At 55.3% G+C, this 20,069-nt stretch carries 14 protein-coding genes; 8 read left to right on the top strand and 6 right to left on the bottom strand.

From position 1 onward, the window contains the following. Window positions 1–18: 18 nt before the first annotated feature. A complete protein-coding gene (locus CCASEI_RS13920) occupies window positions 19–1,212 on the bottom strand; it encodes a helix-turn-helix domain-containing protein (RefSeq protein ID WP_025388340.1) in 1,194 nt (397 codons plus the stop codon). A gap of 118 nt (window positions 1,213–1,330) precedes the next feature. On the opposite strand from CCASEI_RS13920, the gene CCASEI_RS13915 reads away from it, so the two are divergent. The 4 genes from CCASEI_RS13915 to CCASEI_RS13900 all read left to right on the top strand — a co-directional run bounded on the left by CCASEI_RS13915 (window position 1,331) and on the right by CCASEI_RS13900 (window position 5,878). Beyond that, on the top strand, window positions 1,331–3,001 hold the full coding sequence (locus CCASEI_RS13915) for an alpha-keto acid decarboxylase family protein (protein ID WP_025388339.1): 1,671 nt from the start codon (window positions 1,331–1,333) through the stop codon (window positions 2,999–3,001). A gap of 62 nt (window positions 3,002–3,063) precedes the next feature. Next, window positions 3,064–4,101: a histidinol-phosphate transaminase gene (hisC, locus tag CCASEI_RS13910; RefSeq protein WP_025388338.1), complete on the top strand. Its 1,038-nt coding sequence runs from the start codon at window positions 3,064–3,066 to the stop codon at window positions 4,099–4,101. 116 nt (window positions 4,102–4,217) lie between these two features. Further along, entirely contained in the window at window positions 4,218–5,312 is a 1,095-nt protein-coding gene (locus tag CCASEI_RS13905) for an LLM class flavin-dependent oxidoreductase (RefSeq protein ID WP_081748504.1), read from the top strand. Beyond that, window positions 5,312–5,878 (top strand): NADPH-dependent FMN reductase, encoded by a 567-nt coding sequence (locus CCASEI_RS13900; RefSeq protein WP_025388336.1) that lies wholly within the window; start codon window positions 5,312–5,314, stop codon window positions 5,876–5,878. Before CCASEI_RS13905 ends, CCASEI_RS13900 begins: the two co-directional genes overlap by 1 nt. On the opposite strand, the gene CCASEI_RS13895 is transcribed toward CCASEI_RS13900, so the two are convergent. The 5 genes from CCASEI_RS13895 to CCASEI_RS13875 all read right to left on the bottom strand — a co-directional run bounded on the left by CCASEI_RS13895 (window position 5,875) and on the right by CCASEI_RS13875 (window position 14,952). Beyond that, window positions 5,875–6,408, bottom strand: coding sequence for a type 1 glutamine amidotransferase domain-containing protein (locus tag CCASEI_RS13895; RefSeq protein ID WP_006822239.1), 534 nt, complete (start codon window positions 6,406–6,408; stop codon window positions 5,875–5,877). The genes CCASEI_RS13900 and CCASEI_RS13895 overlap by 4 nt on opposite strands. Window positions 6,409–6,457: 49 nt before the next feature. After that, a complete protein-coding gene (locus tag CCASEI_RS13890; RefSeq protein WP_006822238.1) occupies window positions 6,458–8,623 on the bottom strand; it encodes a YhgE/Pip domain-containing protein in 2,166 nt (721 codons plus the stop codon). Continuing rightward, complete coding sequence (locus CCASEI_RS13885) at window positions 8,623–11,199, bottom strand: YhgE/Pip domain-containing protein (protein WP_006822237.1); 2,577 nt, start codon at window positions 11,197–11,199, stop codon at window positions 8,623–8,625. Before CCASEI_RS13885 ends, CCASEI_RS13890 begins: the two co-directional genes overlap by 1 nt. An 87-nt stretch (window positions 11,200–11,286) precedes the next feature. Next, window positions 11,287–13,140 (bottom strand): FAD-dependent monooxygenase, encoded by a 1,854-nt coding sequence (locus CCASEI_RS13880; RefSeq protein ID WP_025388335.1) that lies wholly within the window; start codon window positions 13,138–13,140, stop codon window positions 11,287–11,289. A 447-nt stretch (window positions 13,141–13,587) separates the two neighbouring features. Continuing rightward, on the bottom strand, window positions 13,588–14,952 hold the full coding sequence (locus CCASEI_RS13875; RefSeq protein ID WP_006822235.1) for an MFS transporter: 1,365 nt from the start codon (window positions 14,950–14,952) through the stop codon (window positions 13,588–13,590). A gap of 127 nt (window positions 14,953–15,079) precedes the next feature. Between CCASEI_RS13875 and CCASEI_RS13870 the strand changes: the two genes are divergently transcribed. The 4 genes from CCASEI_RS13870 to hpaD all read left to right on the top strand — a co-directional run bounded on the left by CCASEI_RS13870 (window position 15,080) and on the right by hpaD (window position 19,954). Then, on the top strand, window positions 15,080–16,600 hold the full coding sequence (locus CCASEI_RS13870) for a fumarylacetoacetate hydrolase family protein (RefSeq protein ID WP_025388334.1): 1,521 nt from the start codon (window positions 15,080–15,082) through the stop codon (window positions 16,598–16,600). After that, window positions 16,581–17,264 (top strand): GntR family transcriptional regulator, encoded by a 684-nt coding sequence (locus tag CCASEI_RS13865; RefSeq protein WP_006822233.1) that lies wholly within the window; start codon window positions 16,581–16,583, stop codon window positions 17,262–17,264. The genes CCASEI_RS13870 and CCASEI_RS13865 overlap by 20 nt, the downstream gene beginning before the upstream one ends. A gap of 33 nt (window positions 17,265–17,297) precedes the next feature. Then, the gene (hpaE, locus tag CCASEI_RS13860; protein WP_025388333.1) at window positions 17,298–18,812 is read left to right on the top strand and encodes a 5-carboxymethyl-2-hydroxymuconate semialdehyde dehydrogenase; all 1,515 of its coding nucleotides are present in this window, start codon (window positions 17,298–17,300) and stop codon (window positions 18,810–18,812) included. Window positions 18,813–18,874: 62 nt separating this feature from the next. Continuing rightward, entirely contained in the window at window positions 18,875–19,954 is a 1,080-nt protein-coding gene (gene hpaD, locus CCASEI_RS13855; protein WP_025388332.1) for a 3,4-dihydroxyphenylacetate 2,3-dioxygenase, read from the top strand. Window positions 19,955–20,069 lie beyond the last annotated feature (115 nt).

Genomic DNA, 20,069 nt, shown 5'->3' with positions numbered 1-20,069 from the left:
CGAGCGAGGCTGGATTTTCTATGAGGTGCTTTCCAAGGCCGCATGCAGGCGCAGTGCGGCGTGCAGGCAGGTGCACTCCCAGCCATCGTCAAGCGTATTGGCGGGCATCATCTCCCGTGCCTTCTCCAGCCGGTAGTGCAACGTCGCGCGGTGGATGAACAGCCGTTCCGCGGTGGCGGTGACATTGCGGGCATTGTCCAGATACTCCATCACCGTGCGCCATAGTGTTTCAGAACCTTCGGATAGCAGCGCACTCGCGGCCGGTGAAAGAGCCGTCACGGTTGCCCGGGTGAGCTCCCAGCCCAGCAGCAAGCGCCAGGCACCGGCCTTTTCCCACGTCAGTGATTCCAAGCCCTGAAGTGCTGCCACCGTCGCCATAAAACTCGCGCGCCGGGCAGTATTGCGGGCGCCGCTAAGTTCATTCATTGTCGATGTTCCACGTGAAACAATGCGCGCGCCTACGGCGATGGCGGCGGCTTGGAATTCATCGAAAAGCAACTGCGACGCATCCAAACTTTCGGATCGCTCGATGATGGTTAGGCCATCGTGATTGTCCGTGACCAGGAACGGCCGACGGCGCCGGAAGCGCAACAACTCCATCATGAGACGCTCCGGGGCATCTTCCTGGTGCGCGTTGTTGGCCTCAGTGATGGTGAGTTGATGCACGCGAATAGTGCCGCGGCGTGGCAGAAAATTGTTATCCACTGCCTGCGCGAGGGAGCCATCGAGTCCGAGCGCGACATCACGCGTTATCTCCCGCATCTCCGCGACCCGGCGCACGAAGGTCTCATCCCGCGCCACCATGTGGTTGATAATGGGCTCCCGGAAACTGGTGATAACTTTTAAATCTGCATCCGATAATTCCGGCGAATCAATGACCCAAATGTGCCCGCACAACCGCTCCCCGTCCCATAGTGGAACGCACAGACGTGGCAAAAGATCGAGTTCTTCATGCGCTGGCAACCGCACAGGTTCGCGGGAATCCTGCACACCGTTGTCCACCAACCACGGAATGGGTTCCGGATTGGGTTCCCGGTGCAACACGTTGAACACGCGCGCATTATCCACCTCGCCGTACTGCGGGCTAGAGCAAAAAGCGTAAAAAGCCGGGGTGTCCACCTGGACGGAACGCTGCAAACGGCTGGCCAAGGAATCCACCAGGGTCTGGATTTGGCCGAGCTGCGCCGCCGTTGGGGTTGGTGAGTCTGACATGAATTTAATTCTGTCACACTTCGACATATGTCGAAGAAAGTCGCGTGTTTTGTCTAGTGACATTGAAAGTGATGTGAAGCACAATAGAGTCTAACGAGCGATGTAAAAGGAGAGAAAAATGCGCACTACCGTGGGTGAATTCATTGTCAGCCGGTTGAAAGACCTCGGAATCAAGCACCTCATTGGTGTTCCGGGAGACTTCAACTTAAGTTTCATCGAGCAAGTCAACGAGGCCGAGGATATTGAGTTCGTCGGCGCTTGCAATGAGCTCAACGCCGCCTATGCCGCCGATGGCTACGGCCGCCAGCATGGAGTTGGTGCATTGTTAACCACCTATGGCGTTGGTGAGCTTTCTGCCCTCAACGGTATTGCCGGCGCACGCGCGGAGCACGTTCCGATGGTCTCCCTCGCGGGTTCGCCGCCGCTGTATTCCACCGAGTACCGCTGGAACCTGCACCACTCTTTGGCTGATGGCGACTTTGAAAACATGCTGGACGCAATCGTTCCTTTCACCGGCGCCGCGGTGCGCGTCACGCCGATGAACGTGGTGGAAGAAATGGACCGCGCGCTGCACATCTGCCTGCGCGAAAAACGTCCGGTGCACATCCAGATCCCTTCGGATATCACGCACCTTGAAATTGAGGTACCGGAAGAACCGTTTAACACCCAGCTTCCGGGCTCTGATGAGGAGCGCCTTGAGGCAGCGGTGACCCGTGTTCTGGAGCGTCTGGCCGAGGCGAAAAAGCCGGTCTTCCTCTTTGACCAGGACACCGACCGCCATGGCTTTACGGAGAAGTTCCGCACCTTAGTGGATAAGCTCCAGATTCCTTATTCCCAGCTCACCTCCGGCAAGGGCGTGCTCTCTGAGCGCGACGGCCTCTTCCTGGGTTCCTACAACGGCAAGGCTTCCGCACCGGGCGTGCAGAAAACCGTTGAGTCTTCTGACCTGCTCTTTACCACCAATCCGCGGTTTATTGAGGTCAATTCCGGTTCGTTTACGCACCATTTGCCGGATGAGGCAATCATCAACTTGGGCGACCAGCACGTCAACATCGGTGGTGAGTTCTTCCTGGGCATTAATACGCTAGAGCTTCTCGATGCCTTGATTGCCCGCACCAAGACTTCCCACAAGAAGAAGAAAGAACCGTTTGTCTACGATGAGTGGGAAATTGAGAAGGAAGCACCGCTAACGCATGCGCGTATGTGGCCTCGTTTTGCTCGCTTCCTCAAAGAAGATGACACTGTCATCGCGGAATCCGGCACCTCGCACATTGGTCTCACCCCTGAGCGTTTGCCTAAGGGTGCGCGCTACATCAACTCCCCTATTTGGGGCGCGATTGGATTTACTCTTCCGGCACTGTTGGGTAGCATGCTGGCCAACCGCGACCGCCGCCACGTGTTGTTCATCGGCGACGGCTCCTTCCAGCTGACCGCGCAAGAGCTGTCCACCATTTTGCGCGAGGAGCTCAAGCCCATCATCGTGTTGGTTAACAACAAGGGCTATACCATTGAGCGCTACATCCTGGGCATGAATGACAAGTACAACGATATCGCCGACTGGCAGTATGCCGAGCTGCCCAAGGTATTCGTGCCAGGTACGGACATGGTGTCCTACCAGGCGCGTACCGAGGGTGAACTGGAAGAGGCGTTGAGCAAGATTGAGTCTTCCGATGCCGGCGCCTTCCTGGAAGTCCACCTTGATCCGGAGGATGCCCCCGCAGGTTTGAAGGCTTTCGGCCCGATGACAGCAGAGTTTGATTTCGGTCCCCGCGGTCCACGTAATCCATAAATGTCTGCGGACTAAGATGGTTTCAATTGCGGTTTAAGAGAAAGAAAAGGTAGCACCTGATAATGATCCGACCAGACCTGGATAATCTTCCGGCCTATGTTCCCGGCGCACGCATGGATGATGCGGTAAAGCTGTCATCGAATGAGTCGTCTTTTGCCCCACTTCCATCGGCAGCCCAGGCGATGGCTGACGCCGCCGCTGGCGTTAACCGTTATCCGGATATGGGCGCGGTGGAACTGCGCACGCAGCTGGCACAGCACTTGGGTGTGGACTTTGAGCAGACCGCGGTGGGCACGGGCTCATCCGCACTGTGCCAACAGCTGGTGCAGGCCACCACCACGGCTGAGAATGAGGTCATCTTCCCGTGGCGCAGCTTTGAGGCTTATCCCATCTTCGTGCAGGTTGTTGGCGCTACCCCAGTTCCAGTTGCGCTGACCCCTGAACAGGGCGTGGACCTGGACGCAATCGCTGCGGCGGTAACGGATAAGACCAGCTTGATCTTTATCTGCAACCCGAATAATCCAACGGGTACCACCATTAGCAATGACGAATTTGAGGCTTTCATGGCCAAGGTTCCTGCGCATGTCGTGGTCGGCCTGGATGAGGCTTACTTCGAGTACAACCGCGGCGAGAACCAGCCGGTAGGAACCGACGTTATTGCTAAATATGACAACGTTGTGGGCCTGCGTACTTTCTCCAAGGCTTATGGTTTGGCCGGCGCGCGTGTGGGTTATGCCTTTGGCCCGCGCTCGCTGATTGAGGCTTTGAACAAGGTGGCAATTCCTTTCTCCGTGAACTCTGTGGCCCAAGCCGGTGCCGTGGCAGCGTTGCAGGCGAAAGAAGAGCTTAAAGAGCGTATCGATGCCGCCGTTATCGAACGCGACCGCATCACCACCGCCTTTGCCGCCTGGGGTGCCATTTCCTCCGAAGCGAACTTTGTGTGGCTTCCGGCCGCTTCCCTGCCGAAGCAGCCACAGGACATCGCCGCTGATTTTGCTGCAGCCGGTGTCTTGGTGCGCGCATTCCCAGAGGGCGTGCGCATCACCGCGACCACGGCCGAAGAGACCGAGGTTTTGCTCAAGGCATTTGAAACCATCTAAACCCTATTCAGGGTTGGTGATACATCACATATATAGGGTGTAGGGGAATAGTTCCGTCAGGTCATTCATTGGAATGATTAGACCAAGAACACCACAAAGATATTAAGGAATCTCCCATGACTGCACCCTCAAACCCCATGCATGATTTCGGCTTTGACCAAGGTCAAGGCCTAGAAATGGGCATTTATACACTCGGTGATCATCTCCCTAACCCGAAGGATGGTTCCCGTGTTAGCGCGGGCGAGCGTGTACACGAGTTCATCCGCTACGCGCAGGCTGCTGAGCAAGCGGGCCTGGCGTATTTCGGGTTGGGTGAATCCCACCAAGAGTACTTTGCCTCCCAGGCGCACGCCGTAATTTTGGGTGCCATTGCGCAGGCAACGGAGAAGATCCGGATTGGTAGCTCCTCCACAATTATCTCTACCTCCGATCCGGTGCGCGTGTATGAGAACTTCTCTACCCTCGATCTGATCTCCAATGGCCGCGCTGAATTAGTAGCCGGACGCGCATCCCGTGTCGGCCTTTTTGAGCTGCTGGGTTATGACTTGCGGGATTATGAGGAGCTTTATGAGGAAAAGCTCGAGCTGCTGCTGCAGATTAACCGGGAAGAGTCCGTGACCTGGTCGGGTAACTTCCGTGCGCCGCTCAATGAGGCCGAGGTTATCCCACGCCCTGCCGAAGAGCGCCTGCGCATTTGGCGTGCGGTCGGTGGTGCTCCAGGCAGCGCTATTAAGGCTGGTCTTGCTGGTGTTCCAATGGTCATGGCACACCTCGGCGGAACCACCTCCGTCTTCCAGCGCACCGTTGATTCCTACCGTCAAGCGGCTGAACATGCCGGTTTTGATCCGGCAACACTGCCCATCACCACCGCTGGCTTCTTCCACGTGGCAGAGACCTCACAAAAGGCTCTGCAAAATACGTACAGCCACATGAACGAGGGCATGATCCGCACCAACGGCCAGGGCATGCCGAAGCAGATGTATGCCCAAAGCGTGGACCCGATGAGCATTGCGAACCTGGGTAGCCCACAGCAGGTTATAGAGAAGATTCTGCACCAGCATGAGGTCTTTGGCCACCAGCGTTACATTGGCCAGATCGATTTCGGTGGTGTGGAATTTGCTGATGTAATGAAGCAGATCGATATCATCGGTGAGGAGATAATTCCGGCAATCCGGAAATACACGGCTTCTAGCAACCAGGGGGATAAATAATGCGAGTAGTACTAATTTCGGGCTCTAATGTCGGAACCAAAACCAAAACGGTGGCGGAGTATTTAAAGCAGGCTTTTGCGGAGTACGACTCTGATATAGACGTCGAAATCATCGACTTGGCCGAGGTCGACATGGTCTTCTCTGATGGCCGAAACTACACCGAATACACCGGTGATACAGGAGAAATCGCGCAGAAGATTATGCAGGCTGATGCGCTAGTCATCGGCACGCCAATCTTCCAAGCCTCGATCCCAGCAGCGCTGAAGAATGTCTTCGACATCCTTCCTACCAATGCTTTTCGTGACAAGGTCGTCGGGATGTTTGCCACGGCCGGTTCGTCTAAGCATTACCTCGTTTTAGCGCAGCAGCTACAGCCGATTGTCACCTATATGAAGGGCCAAGTCGTGCAACCTTATGTCTTTGTTGAAAGCGCCGATCTGCTGCGTGGCGAAATAGTAAACCACGATGTCCTCCAACGATTAGATCGTTTAGTAGAAGACACCGTGGTGTTGACCCAGACCTATCAAAAGATCCGGGATGAAAAAGACGCCGCTTATGGCTTCTAGTGCTCGCCTTCTGCGAATTCCTCGATGATCTTCGCATTGAATGCTGGAAGATCATCTGGAGTGCGGGAGGAGACTAGCCCGTTATCGGTGTGTACTTCCTCATCCACCCAGGTAGCACCCGCGTTGCGCAGGTCAGTCTGGAGGCTGGGGAAAGACGTTAGGGTACGCCCCTTGAGCACATCGGCATCAGCAAGAATCCAGCCGCCATGACAAATAACGCCAGTTGGTTTCCCAGAGGCAAAAATGACTTCGACGAACTTCACTGCGTGCTCGTCCAGGCGAATCTGATCGGCGTTGCCGGTGCCGCCCGGAAGAAGCAAGGCGTCGAAATCGTCTGCCTTGGCTTCCTTCGATGTCAGATCTACCTGTACTTCTGTGCCATTCTTGCCGGTGATTGGCTGGTCCTCAGTAGAGATGATGGTAACTGTTGCACCGGCTTCTTTGACTGCATCCACTGGGCTAGTAAGTTCCGAATCCTCGAAACCGTGGGTTGCGATAACTGCTACTTTTCGATTGCTTAGTTGTGCCATTGCTATTCCTCCTTGAGGAGAGACGATGAGCGTACAGTTCCCATCCTAACTACATCATCTTGGTCTTTGCCAGAGCTTTATTTAATCCCGAGGTGTAGTTAGCCAAAGGTTTGCGCAATACCACGCCGAGAATTAAAGCTGGGATGATAAAGAGCAACAGGGTAGCTAGTGCAATCCAGTAGTCAGCACCGTAACTGCCAGCGAGCGCCGACCTGAATGCACGGATGGAATAAGTTGCCGGAAGCCAAGGACTGGCGCTTTGGAACCAGTGCGGCAAAAGCTGCAGTGGGTAGGAGCCACCGGCGCTGGAGATTTGGATGACGAGTAGGAATACAGCCAATGCTTTGCCGGCATTACTCAGAGCCACAGTTAATGCGTAGACCAACAGCATGAAAATACATGATGAGACCCAGCCGGCCAGTACTAGCAGGAACGGATGCGCTGGCTCGAGCTTAACGAAGAAGATAAGGCCAAGGGTTAACAATGTAGATTGTGCAAGGCCAACGAGCGCGAAGGTGCCATAGCGCCCAAAGTACTTTGCGAATGGCCCGATCTCCTCAGGTTCTTCTGGTGCCTCGGACGGAATCTCTGCCGTGTCGTCTTCGGTCTCGTTTTCAAGGTCTACTTCCTCGTCGAAGCGGTTTGGGCGATGCTTGGTGAGCTTAGCTGCGACATCGGTGCGCAACGCGACCGCAGTGAGGAGTGCCCCAACCCATAGCGCAAGAGTGGTGTACAGCGGAGCCATCCCTACGCCAAAACTAGCAACAGGGTAAATAGCTTGGCGTTCTACTTCCACGGGGGCGGCAAGCGCTTGGGCAAAGGCTTCTGGATCATCGCCAACAATTGCAGCGATCTCCGATAGATCGCCGGTCCTGCTGGCGGTGTTTATCCGGTCGAGTAAGTCGTCGAGCCTATCCGCGTTTTGGTCTAGGGTGGCACCGACATCGTCAAGCGCTGCACTCGCCCCTGCTAAGGAATCGGTGTTGAGCTGAATATCGCCTTCGGGCAATTCGATGGTGTCGCCGATGCCGCGCAGGGTCTGTGCCAGCTGACTGACTTGGTCACGAATGCCAGAGTTACGCACATCCTCAATGGCGCTGGATGCCCGGTCTAACGACGAGAAATCAGGACGCTCTGGGCTATCTGAATCCGACGCAGCGCGCAGACGATCACGCACGCTTTCTTGGGAAGCTATAGCCTCGTCTAATTGACCGGTGAGGGTCGCGGCTTCGGCCGGAGCTAGCGGGCGAATTCGGGTATTTACGGTGTCCTTGAGCCCTTCGTAAGCATTGATATTGAGTTGGACATTGTCGGCCAAGGTATTGAGCGTTTCGGAACGCGTTTCTCGAGAAATGTTGGCTGTCTCGTAGAGTGCATCGATGCGGTCGCCGACGATGGCATAGCTTTCGCGGGTGGCAGATAAAGCACCATCTAGGGCGTCGGAAGAAGCAGAAATATCCGTGATGCCATCGCGAGTGGTGTCAGACAGTGATGGCCTCGGGGTATCAATAATACGCTGAGCGCTTTCGAGAAGGGGGATAGCGGATTCCGTTAAATCGCCCATTGTTCGCGCGGTTCGCGCGCCATTGCGTAGCTGAGACTGTAGATTTTCGGCACGTGCCTCAATACGGCTGAGTGCATCTTGAGTGTCACCTTGGTCTAAGAAATCAGACAAGGAAGTCACCAATCCCAATGAGACATCACCAATGGTGCGGGTAAAAGTCTCCGAAATATTAGCCGATATACCCTCGGCGCCTTTATTAGCAATGGTTGGTGCTAGCGCATTCTTTTTCTCGTTGGTGTGCAACGCGATTTGGGCAGGCTGAGAACCATCGGCGTAAAAGGTCAGCATGTCATCGCTGAAAGTGGAGGGCAAGATAATTGACGCGTAGTATTCCCCTGATTTGGTTCCTTCAATGGCATCAGAGGGATTCGTGATGACCCAGTCCATTTGTTCGTTCGCGCGAAGTTGCGACAAGACCTGGTCTCCCGCATTGACCTCGATGGGGAAGAAATCACTGGAGTAGCCATCATCTTCACTGGCGACGGCAATCTTTAGGTCTTTGGTATTACCGAAAGGATCCCAGGCAGCCAATACGTTAAACCACGTAAAAAGCAGGGGAATGATGATAAGAAAGAGCAACAGGCATGTCGCCATGACACTGCGGCGGACTTTGGAGAAGTCATTTTTAACAACAGACAGGGCATCCCGCATTATTTCTCCCCTTCCGTAGTCTCTGAAGCTGGTGATGCCGCGATGGTGTGAAGTCCGCTGGCCTGGGCAGAAACAGACTTGTGCAGAGTTTGGTCATCCATCTGAATAATTTCCTCGGATTGTTTCAACGACTTACGGATGTAATCGAAAGCAATCACCAAGCCCATGAGCAAGAGTGTCCAGGCGGTCCACAAGCCCAAAAGAAGGGCCTTAGCATCGGGAAGCGCCCAAGCGGCAATGGTGAGTGCGATGATTCCGACCACGCCAATGCCGGCGGTGACATGAATGCGACGGGTGTACCTTTCAGCTTCGTTCTTGATGCTTTCGGCAAATCCTTCGCGATCTTCCAACGCGCGAACGATGTCGGCCAAGCGGTAGCCATCGCCGACAACTTGAACGTTTTCGAACTCGATGAGCTCGCTTTCCGCCATCTCATGATTAAAAACTGTGCTGAAATGCCCGAGGTTTTTACGCAGAATGATGCCGAGGAAAAAGGCGACGCCGCCCATGAGCGCGAGCATCCCCATGAACTGCAGGTAATGCGTGCCGTAGAAACCGCCAATGGTTTCGCGCAAGGCGTCAATGCCATAGGAAAACGGGAGGAAAGGATAAATAGCCTTGAAGAATCCGGGCAGAAGCTCAATGGGATAAAGGCCTGATGCGCCGGGGATCTGCATGATGACCAGCAAGACGGCGATGAACTTACCCACCAGCCCGAGAGTGGAGGCTAAGGCATAGATGATGCTTAGATATGCCAAGCCCACTAGGACGGCGGTGCCGATGAAAGCCAAGGCATTGACGGTTTGCACACCGATGATCAGGTTACCTGCGGCAACGATAATTGCCTGTAACGCGACCATAATCGCCATTAGGATGAATCGTCCCACATAGGCTTGTGGGACGGTGACGCGCTTGAAGCCTTCGGTGTCAACTTCGACGCGGAAGACCACGATGAGCATGAAGGCGCCAATCCATAGCGAAAGATTGGTAAATAGCCCGGCCATAGCAGAACCATAGGAGTTGACCTCATAGACCGGTTCGCTATTAATCGTGACTGGGTCGGCAAAGAATGAGCCAATTTCATCGGAATTAAGGTCAGTGATGGTCTGGAGCTTTTCGGAATTGGAGCTTGCCGTCAACGCAAGGATATCGCTGCGGACATCGCGTACGCCGTCCTCTAACCCAGCTAAGGTGATATCAAAATCATCCAGTGCGCTGCGGGTGGATTCCAACTGTGACACCACCCCATCGATGAGGTTATTGGCCTCGCCGAGGGTGGCTCGTTGACCTTCTAAAGACCCAGCGAATGAACCTGCGATGGTGCTGAGATTGCTCAAAGTTCTATTTAAAGACGGGATTCCATCGCCGACGGCGTCGCGTAGTGCTTGTGTAGCCGCGCTGGTATCTTGCGCGGCTGAATCGATGGCACCAGCGGCCTGAGAAATAGCATTGGCGGTATCGGCAGTCTCGGAATTCAGGCTAGTGACATCACCCAGCAGGCGCTCGCTGGCGGCATTGCCGGCTTCCAAGCGTTGCAGCGTGTCTTCTAAAGGTGCTGCCAGTTCGGGGCTTAGCGCGCTGTCATTGAGTAAGCCTTGGACTTGTTCGATGGCAGATTTACCAGCCTGAATGGCATCGTTAGTTTGCTGGCCTGCAGTATCTAAGCGCCCGCTGGTTTGCTGCAAGGTGGCATTGATATCGGCGATGGAAGCATTCGCGTTGGCGGTGCCTTCCGCGACGGCGGTGGTACCATCGACGAAAGCCGAGGTGGTCTGGTCGGTGAAGTTGGTGACTTCGGTTTGGATTGACTCTGCTAGATCTTGAACCTGCGCGAGGGCATCTTGACCTTCGATAAGAGCCTGGTCGACCTGCGCGACGGTGTCCTTAGCTCCAGTCATTGAAGCCTCGGCCTCGCTCAGACGGGCTTTAAAATCATCCAATCCCCCGCGTGCGGATCGAAGATTTGCGGCGGTTTCGCCGAATGTTGTATTCGTGGTGTCGCGGGCATCCAGGATGGCATCTTCTAAAGATTTTCCCTCATCGCTGATGGTTTTCGTTGCAGCAGTGGCAATTTCTTGTTTCAGTGCGGCGGTGATGGCCTGATCTACGGCCGTGGCACCTGTATCAGTGATCTGCGGCGCGATGGCGCTGGATTTCTCATTGACCCGGTATTCCAAGGTGGGCTGGGTCAATGTACCTTCTGTGATCGCCAGAAGATCCGCTGTGAAGTTCTTGGGTATGATGATGCTGGCGTAGGTTTCCCCTCGCCGCAACTGATCTTCTGCGGTGTCAGCATCCTGTAGCTGCCAGCCTAATTGATCATTCTCAGCCAGCTGTTCGGTGATTTGCTTACCGACATCCAAGTGACCGGTGGTCTCAGAATCACCTCCGAGATCCTCATTGACTACGCTAACTTTAATGTTTTGCGTATTGCTATAAGGATCCCAGAAGGCAGCAATGTTGAACCAAGAATATAACGCTGGAACAAAGAGCAAGCCAATTAAAATGATCCACGCTTTGGGCACTTGTCCTAAGCGTTTAACGTCACGAGTAAATATCTTCCAACTTTGGCGCACGCAGGCGAGTCTACTCAGGGATTCTAGCCTTGTTAAACCCGACAAACCTCAAAGTGATTTTACCGATGAATTACTTTTAAGAGAGACCTACTGGGCAATGAGATTGTTCGCAAAGTAGGCATCGACAAGCTCTGGCTTATCCAGAGGCAAGACCGCACCGACGTACTGATCAGGGCGCACAATAACCACAGCGCCATCACGAGAGATTCCGCGGGCATCAAAAATGTCCTGATCCTTGTCCGCATTCCATACGTTCTCCCAGTTGGTGATCTTGTACCTACCGTTGAGCGGGCGGAAGATACGTGGGGCATCCGCATGCTCATAAGTATGGTGATGCTGCTGGTAGATGACCTTGACATCAACCAGAGCATTTTCATCGGCACGCTCTGGGGTGTACTTGGCAATAGCCTCGCTGACAACATCAGCCCACTGCACCACCGGCGAGTTCTGATTGTCTGCGCTTGGTGCCGTCTGGTCGGCGAAAACATAAATGCGGTAACGGCCATCGGCAAAATGTTGGTGGCCGAGGTGCAGCAGACGTGCATCCGCGCGACGCTTCGCAACAAAAGACTTAAAGCGCTTACCCACCGGGAAGCCAGTTGCCAGATCCTGATAGGTTGTATCGCCCACGATGGCATTCGATGCATACTCAGTGAGCATGCCCGCAGCAAACTCTTCCGCAGCCACGTAGTACTTCTCCACTGCCTCCGGATCTTCCAATTCCTCAACTGGAGTCGCCATCAGAGTGGACCATTCGCGGTCAAAGTTAATAAGGTTCTGCGCGGCTGGCTGGCGCTCACCGTGGTAAGTACACAGCAAATCTTCCGGCGCACGGCCATCAAGCACATGCCCAAGCTTCCACGCAATATTGAAACCATCCTGCATCGAGACATTCATGCCCTGACCCGCCTTCGCGGAGTGGGTATGGCAGGCATCGCCGGTGAGGAAGACGCGAGGAGTCTCATCATGATCGTGGAAAGAATCCACCAGACGGTGACCAACTTCGTAGACCGAATGCCACGCTACTTCCTTAACATCGATGGTGTACGGCGCATAAATCTCGTTTGCCTTGCCCACGATGGTGTCAATGGTGGTCTTGCGGATCTGACCATTGTCATCCGCCGGAACCTCGCCCAAGTCAATGTACATGCGTGAAAGGTAGCCACCCTCACGCGGAATGTGCAGCGCCGAGCCAGCCTTCGAGTGAATAGCAGCCTTGGTGCGCCAATCCGGGAAGTTAGTTTCCACCACAACATCCGCCACACCCCACGCATGGTTCGCCTTATCCCCCGTCATTGTACGTCCGATGGACTTACGCACACCGGAATGCGCGCCGTCGCAGCCCACAACATACTTGGTGTGAATAACGTGCTGATTGCCATCGGTATCCTCCACCGTGACAGCCACCGGGCGCTCACCGTCTTGCTCAACTTCCAGGCTCACAAAAGACCAGCCATAGTCCGGAGTGATGCGCGCCGGGCCGTACTTGGCAAAGCGAGCAAAGTAATCCAACACGCGCGCCTGGTTCACAATCAAGTGCGGGAATTCGGAAATGCCAAATTCATCATCAAGCGGGCGTGCACCGCGAACGATGTTCTCTGGATTCTCAGGATCCTTATTCCAGAAAGACATCTCCGTGATCTCATAAGCTTCATCCGTAATTTCAGTGGCGAAGCCGAAAGCCTGGAAAGTCTCCACGGAACGCGACTGAATGCCGTCAGCCTGCCCAAGCTTCAAACGATGAGGCCGGCGCTCAATGAGGCGGGTATTAACGTTTGGGAACATAGACAGCTGCGCCGCCGCAATCATGCCCGCCGGCCCGGAACCAACAATGAGCACATCCATCTCGTCTGGAAGCTCGGTGTCGCGGTCTACGCCATAGCCTTGGGCGGGTAGGACGCGTGGATCTTCAGATACATAGCCATTGTGGTGAAACTGCATGTGGTTCTCCTTGTGCACTCAATCAGTGAATCTTTTGCCGGGGGTATTTCGCGTGTCAATCAATGTGAGACTTCAACGCGGCAAACGTGACTGGGCGCTAAACCGCGGTGAGATTGTGACGTAGACCCTATGTGGCGAATCATATATGATGTTGCCACTTCAGGCAATAGTGACACGTCAAACAGGGAGGGAAATATGTCGCGCGTTTAACAAAGATGCTGGTACCCGCACTAGGGGTGCAATTCCCGTGGGGAGCGCTTTCCTAGCCTGTTCCGTGTGGTGTATTCACATGGAATTAGGTTTTGGCGTCCTCCAAAGTGGGCATCGATAGACGTTGTGGACTTACAGGCGCAGAGAAAAGCCCCGCCGATATCTGATGTGGATACCGGCGGGGCCGTTTCAGTGCTTTTGGAAGAAAACTCTCTGCCAAGAACTAATCGTCGACGATTAGTTCTTGCTGAAAATGAAGTGGTTCTTGGACTGCTCTTCTTCGTGGTCGGATGCTAGTGGGATGCCCTTGCGCTCACGCAGGAGGAAGGCGCAGATGAAGCCGATGACACAGGCGCTGACCAGGTAGATGGATACAGCAGTGGTAGAGCCGGTGGCTTCCACCAGGGCAGCGGCAATCATTGGGGCAAAAGCGCCACCCAAGACTGAGCCGAGCGCGTAGGTGATGGAAACACCGCTGGCGCGGATGGAGGCCGGGAAAAGCTCGGCGTACATGGCGGATTGCTGGCCATAGGTCAGGCCCAGGCCGATGGTCAGGGCGATGAGTGCGAAGTACAACAGGCCGAGGTTGGCGGTGTTGACCAATGGGAACAACGCGGCGGCAGCAATTGCCTGCAGCGCGAAGCCAATCAGGTAGGTGGTGCGGCGGCCAATCTTGTCAGAGATGAATCCGGCAAACAGGGTAAACAACATCCAGGTCACTGCAGATAGGGTGACGGCGTTGAGAACGTCGCCGCGTTCAAGACCGACTGGGCCATTCGGGTCGGAAGCGTAGGACTGGATGTAGCCGCCGGTGGTCATGTAACCCACGGTGCCGTTACCAGCGAAAACGAGAGCTGCGACGATAACCAGCGGGGTGAACTTCTTAAACAGCACCTTGGCTGGGTTTTCTGCTTCCACTTCCTTGCGCTCAGCCATCTCTTCGAAGACGGGGGACTCATCAACGCCCATGCGGACGAAGTAGCCAACCGCTACCAGCACGACTGAGAGCAGGAATGGTACGCGCCAGCCCCATTCCATGAAGGCATCGCCGGGGGCAATCCAGTTCATGATGGACAAAACGCCCGAGGACAGCAGAAGGCCGATTGGTACACCAATCTGGGGGCCCGCGCCGAACAATCCGCGCTTTTCCTTCGGTGCGTGTTCCACCGCGAGCAATACCGCGGAGCCCCATTCGCCGCCGGCTGAAATGCCTTGAATAATGCGCAGCAGGATGAGCAGCAATGGTGCCCAATATCCCAGCGTGTCATAGGTGGGAAGTAAACCGATCAAGGTGGTTGCGCCACCCATGGCAAACAAGGTCACCATGAGGACGAAGCGGCGGCCCAGACGGTCACCATAGTGCCCAGCTAGAAATGCGCCCAAGGGGCGGAAGAGGAAGGAAATGCCCACGGTCAAAAAGGCAATAATGCTGGCCATTCCGCCTTCAAGGGGACCGAACATGACCTGGTTAAAGACCAGGCCAGCGACTGCCGCGTAGAGGAAGTAGTCGTACCACTCGATGGCTGTGCCGATGGTGGTTGCCGCGAGGACTCTGCGGCGCTCGCGACGCGAAACGTCTTTGGTTGTGGTGGTCGAGGTCATTAAAACCCCTTTCAATCGTGTGGTGCTGCTTGTACTTTCTAGGCATTTGTGAGGTGACGCACTTGCCCAACGCGATCAAATGATATACGATTTGAGTCAAATAGCAATGAGCAGAAAGGAATTATTCGTGGCCGTTCCTTCGTTCCTCCCGGATTTTCCGGGCAAAATGATCGCTGTCCATGTGGCATTTGAGTCCCGTGCGGCACAACGCGGACGCCGGCCTAAGTATCCGAGCTACTTCATCAAGGCAACCAGCACTCTCGCCGAATCAGGCGGAGTTGTTGAGCGTCCAGCTGGCACTGAGTTGCTGGCGTTTGAAGGTGAAGTCGCTTTGATCATCGGCAAGCCTGCGCGCAATGTCCCCCTTGAAAATGCGTGGGATCACGTCGCCTACGTGACCGCCTCCAATGATATTGGTTTGTATGACTACCGCGCGCAGGACAAGGGATCTAACACCCGCTCCAAGTCGCGTGACGGCTACACCCCGATTGGTCCAGATCTGATTGATGCGCAGACGATTGACCCTAAGGGTCTGCGTCTGCGCACCTGGGTCAACGGTGAAATTGTCCAGGAAGATGGCACCTCGGATGAGGACCTCATTTTCCCACTCGCACAGTTTGTGGCTGACCTTTCTCAGCACATGACCTTGGAAACCGGCGATATTATTTTGACCGGTACCCCAGCGGGCTCCACCGTCATCGTCCCAGGTGACATGGTTGAGGTTGAAGTTGATGTCCCAGGTGGCGTGACTTCGGGCCGTTTGAAGACCACCGTTACTGAGATTGAAGCATCATTTGACCCGGCTGTTGGTCAGCTTCCAAATGTGGACGACAAGCAGCGCGAGGATGCTTTCGGTGACCGTGAATCTGCTGGTCTTCCACCAGTTGAAGATAAGCAGAAACTGCCATCTGCGCTGAAGGCAAAGCTGCAGGCAGCGCCAACAGCTGGTCTGTCGGCGCAGTTGCGCAACCGCGGCAACGTGGACTGCTTCATTGAAAGGGTCTTCCCACAGACCACCGGCACCAAGCTGGTCGGCGTGGCTCGCACTCTGCGTTTCATCCCCTTCCGCGAGGACCTGTTTCAGTCCCACGGCGGCGGCCTGAATGAGCAAAAGGCAGTCTTTGATTCCGTGCGCGAAGATGAAGTCATTGTCATCGAAGCTCGTGGCACGCGCGAGGCCGGCACCTTGGGTGACATCCTGGCATTGCGGGCGCAGGCCAACAAGGCTGCTGGCGTGGTCACTGATGGCGCGGTGCGTGATTATGAAGAAGTAAAGCGCATTGGCCTTCCGGTATTCAGTCAGGGTCCACACCCATCAGTGCTGGGACGCAAGCATGTGCCATGGGATTCCGACATCACCATCGCTTGTGGCGGAGCAGCCGTGCAGCCGGGCGACATCATCGTCGGTGATGATGACGGTGTGCTGGTCATCCCACGTGATATCGCCGAAGAGGTTGTGGACGCAGCCTTGAAGAAGGAACACGAGGATGAGTGGGTTGCAGCCCAGATCGCCAAGGGCGCAAGCCTGGACGGCATGTTCCCGCCAACCGGTAAGAACAAGGAAGCCTACCTGGCTTATGTTGAGTCCAACCCGGTGCCGAATCCAGCTGAGAATGTAGCTGAGTCCGATGGCGACGCAAACAATTAGCAAGTCGAAGGCGGAAACGGCCTACGCGTGGATTCGGGAAAGAATCCGAACCCGCGAATATGAGCCCGGATATCGCCTGGTGCTTTCCACGATTGCGGAGGCGCTGGAAGTCAGCGTCGTCCCTGTGCGAGAGGCCATCCGGCAGCTGGAGGCAGAGGGCCTAGTCACCTACGAGCGCAATGTGGGCGCCCGGGTTTCTACCTACAACCAGGATGTGTACTTCGAAACCATGGAGACCATCGCCGTATTGGAAGGCAGGGCCACCGCCTTGTCCGCCCCGCTGTTAGAAACAGAGGATTTGGCGCAGGCGCGGGCGGTGAACCAGAAGATGCGCGATTTGCTCGAGGATTTCGATCCGATTGAGTTCACACAATTAAATAAAGCTTTTCATCGAGTGTTGTTTGGCAAGTGCCCGAACGCCAGGTTGGTGCAGTTGCTTTTCGATGAATGGGAGAACCTCGAGTACTTCCGCGTTTCCACCTTCAGGTATGTGCCGCAAAGGGCGCAGGACTCCGTGGAAGAGCACGAGAGGTTGGTTGCACTCATCGAAGCAAAAGCAGACAAGTTCTACATCGAAGCCCAGGCCCGTAACCACCGACTTGAAACCTCCACCACCTACCGTCAGCGCTTGAATGCGGAAAACACCGCAGACAAAGACAACTAGTACAGCAAGCACAGAAGCTTAAGGAGCTAAAACATGACTAATAATGATGCTGCAAAGCCACAGGACCTGCCAGAGAAAATTCTTCACTACATCAACGGTGAGTTTGTTCCATCCGTCGACGGTGATGAGTTCGAGGTCATCGACCCAGTCACCAACCAGACCTACATCAAGGCCGCCTCCGGTAAGCCAGAAGACATCGACAAGGCAGTCGCCGCGGCTAACGATGCCTTCAAGAACGGCCCTTGGTCCTCCATGCTTCCTCGTGAGCGTGCCCGCGTGCTGGACAAGATTGCAGACGTCGTGGAATCCCGCGCTGAGGTTCTCGCAGCCTGGGAGTCTTTCGACTCCGGTCTGCCCATCACCCAGGCCACTGGCCAGGCAAAGCGTGCCGCGGAAAACTTCCGTTTCTTCTCTGACCTGATTGTCGCGCAGGCCGATGATGCCTACAAGGTGCCAGGCCGCCAAATCAACTACGTTAACCGCAAGCCAATCGGCGTCGCGGGTCTGATTACCCCATGGAACACGCCGTTCATGCTGGAGTCCTGGAAGCTTGCACCTGCTTTGGCTACCGGTAACTCCGTTGTGCTCAAGCCAGCAGAGTTCACTCCGCTGTCCGCTCAGCTGTGGGCTGGCATCTTCGAAGAAGCAGGCCTGCCAAAGGGCGTATTCAACCTGGTCAACGGCTTCGGTGAAGAAGGCTACGCTGGTGACCCACTGGTGAAGCACCCAGATGTTCCACTGATTTCTTTCACCGGCGAATCCCGCACCGGCCAGATCATCTTCGGCAACGCAGCGCCTTACCTCAAGGGCCTGTCCATGGAACTCGGCGGCAAGTCCCCAGCTATCGTCTTCGATGACGCTGACTTGGACACCGCGATTGATGCCACCATCTTCGGTGTATTCTCCCTCAACGGTGAGCGTTGCACCGCTGGTTCCCGCATCTTGGTTCAGCGCGGCGTCTACGACGAGTTCGTTGAGCGCTACGCAGCACAGGCTAAGCGCGTCAAGGTTGGCCTGCCATCTGACCCTAAGACTGAGGTTGGCGCACTGGTTCACCCGGAGCACTACGAGAAGGTCACTTCTTACATTGAAATCGGCAAGCAGGAAGCAAAGCTGGTTGCTGGCGGCGAGCGCCCAGAGGAGTTCCCAGAGGGCAACTTTGTTCAGCCAACCGTCTTCGTCGACGTTGACCCAGAAGCACGCATCTTCCAGGAAGAAATCTTCGGCCCAGTCGTAGCCATCACCCCATTCGATACCGATGAAGAAGCTCTTGAGCTGGCCAACAACACCAAGTACGGCCTGGCTGCGTACATCTGGACTTCTGATCTGAAGCGCTCCCACAACTTCGCACAGAACGTTGAAGCCGGCATGGTCTGGTTGAACTCCAACAACGTACGTGACCTGCGCACCCCATTCGGTGGCGTCAAGGCATCCGGTCTGGGGCATGAGGGTGGCTACCGCTCCATCGACTTCTACACCGACCAGCAGGCTGTTCACATCAACTTAGGCGAAGTCCACAATCCAGTCTTCGGCAAGCAGACTGACTAATTTTCAACACCCCTTCCCTTCCTCTCACCTCCCCTTTTTCCTTTTGACCACAAGGAGTCATCATGACTGAAGTACAAGCCCCAGATATTCTGCGCTGCGCATACATGGAGATCGTTGTTACCGACTTGGCAAAGTCCCGCGAGTTCTACGTGGACGTTCTCGGCCTCGTTGTTACCGAAGAAGACGACAATGAGATCTACCTGCGCTCCATGGAAGAATTCATTCACCACAACATCGTGCTGAAGAAGGGCCCTGAAGCCGCCATCGGCGTATTCAGCTACCGCGTTCGCACCCCAGAAGATGTGGATGCAGCGGAAGCTTTCTACAAGAACCTTGGCTGCCGTACCGAGCGCAACAAGGATGGCTTTGTCAAGGGCATCGGTGACTCCGTCCGTGTGGAAGACCCACTGGGCTTTCCTTATGAGTTCTTCTACGAGGTAGACCACGTAGAGCGCCTCGCGTGGCGCTACGAGCTCTACAGCCCAGGTGCTTTGGTTCGTCTGGACCACTTCAACCAGGTGACCCCTGATGTTCCTAAGGCTGAGAAGTACATGGAAGACTTGGGCTTCCGCGTCACCGAAGCTATTCGTGACGACAAGGGCACCACCTACGCTGCATGGATGCGCCGCAAGCCAACCGTGCATGACACCGCGATGACCGGTGGCGATGGCCCTCGTATGCACCACATTGCATTCGCAACGCACGAGAAGCACAACATCTTGGCTATCTGTGACAAGCTCGGCGCACTGCGTCGCTCGGATGCAATTGAGCGTGGCCCTGGCCGCCACGGTGTCTCCAACGCTTTCTACCTCTACCTGCGCGATCCAGACGGACACCGCGTGGAAATCTACACCCAGGACTACTACACCGGGGATCCTGACAACCCAGTTGTTGTCTGGGACGTGCACGATAACCAGCGCCGTGACTGGTGGGGCACCCCAGTTGTACCTTCTTGGTACACCGACGCATCCCGCGTTCTGGACCTGGACGGCAACCTCGTTCCACTGGTGGAGCGCACGGATGCTTCCGAGCTGGAAGAGACCATCGGCGCAGACGGTTTCTCCTACACTCGTTCTGACGAGGGAGAAGAGTCCATGCCAGAGTGGAAGCAGGGCGAATACAAGCTGGGCAACCAGCTTTAATCCCCGCAACTATGCTCAAGCCCAAGCGGGGATCCTCGCTTGGGCTTGTCTCCTTTTAAACAAGGTTCTATGTCGAGTATCTATTTAAAGGTTCCAACCAAGGAGAAACCTGTAA

This window comes from Corynebacterium casei LMG S-19264 (genome assembly GCF_000550785.1).
Taxonomy (GTDB): Bacteria; Actinomycetota; Actinomycetes; order Mycobacteriales; family Mycobacteriaceae; genus Corynebacterium; species Corynebacterium casei.
This window is presented reverse-complemented; position numbering and strand designations above follow the sequence as displayed.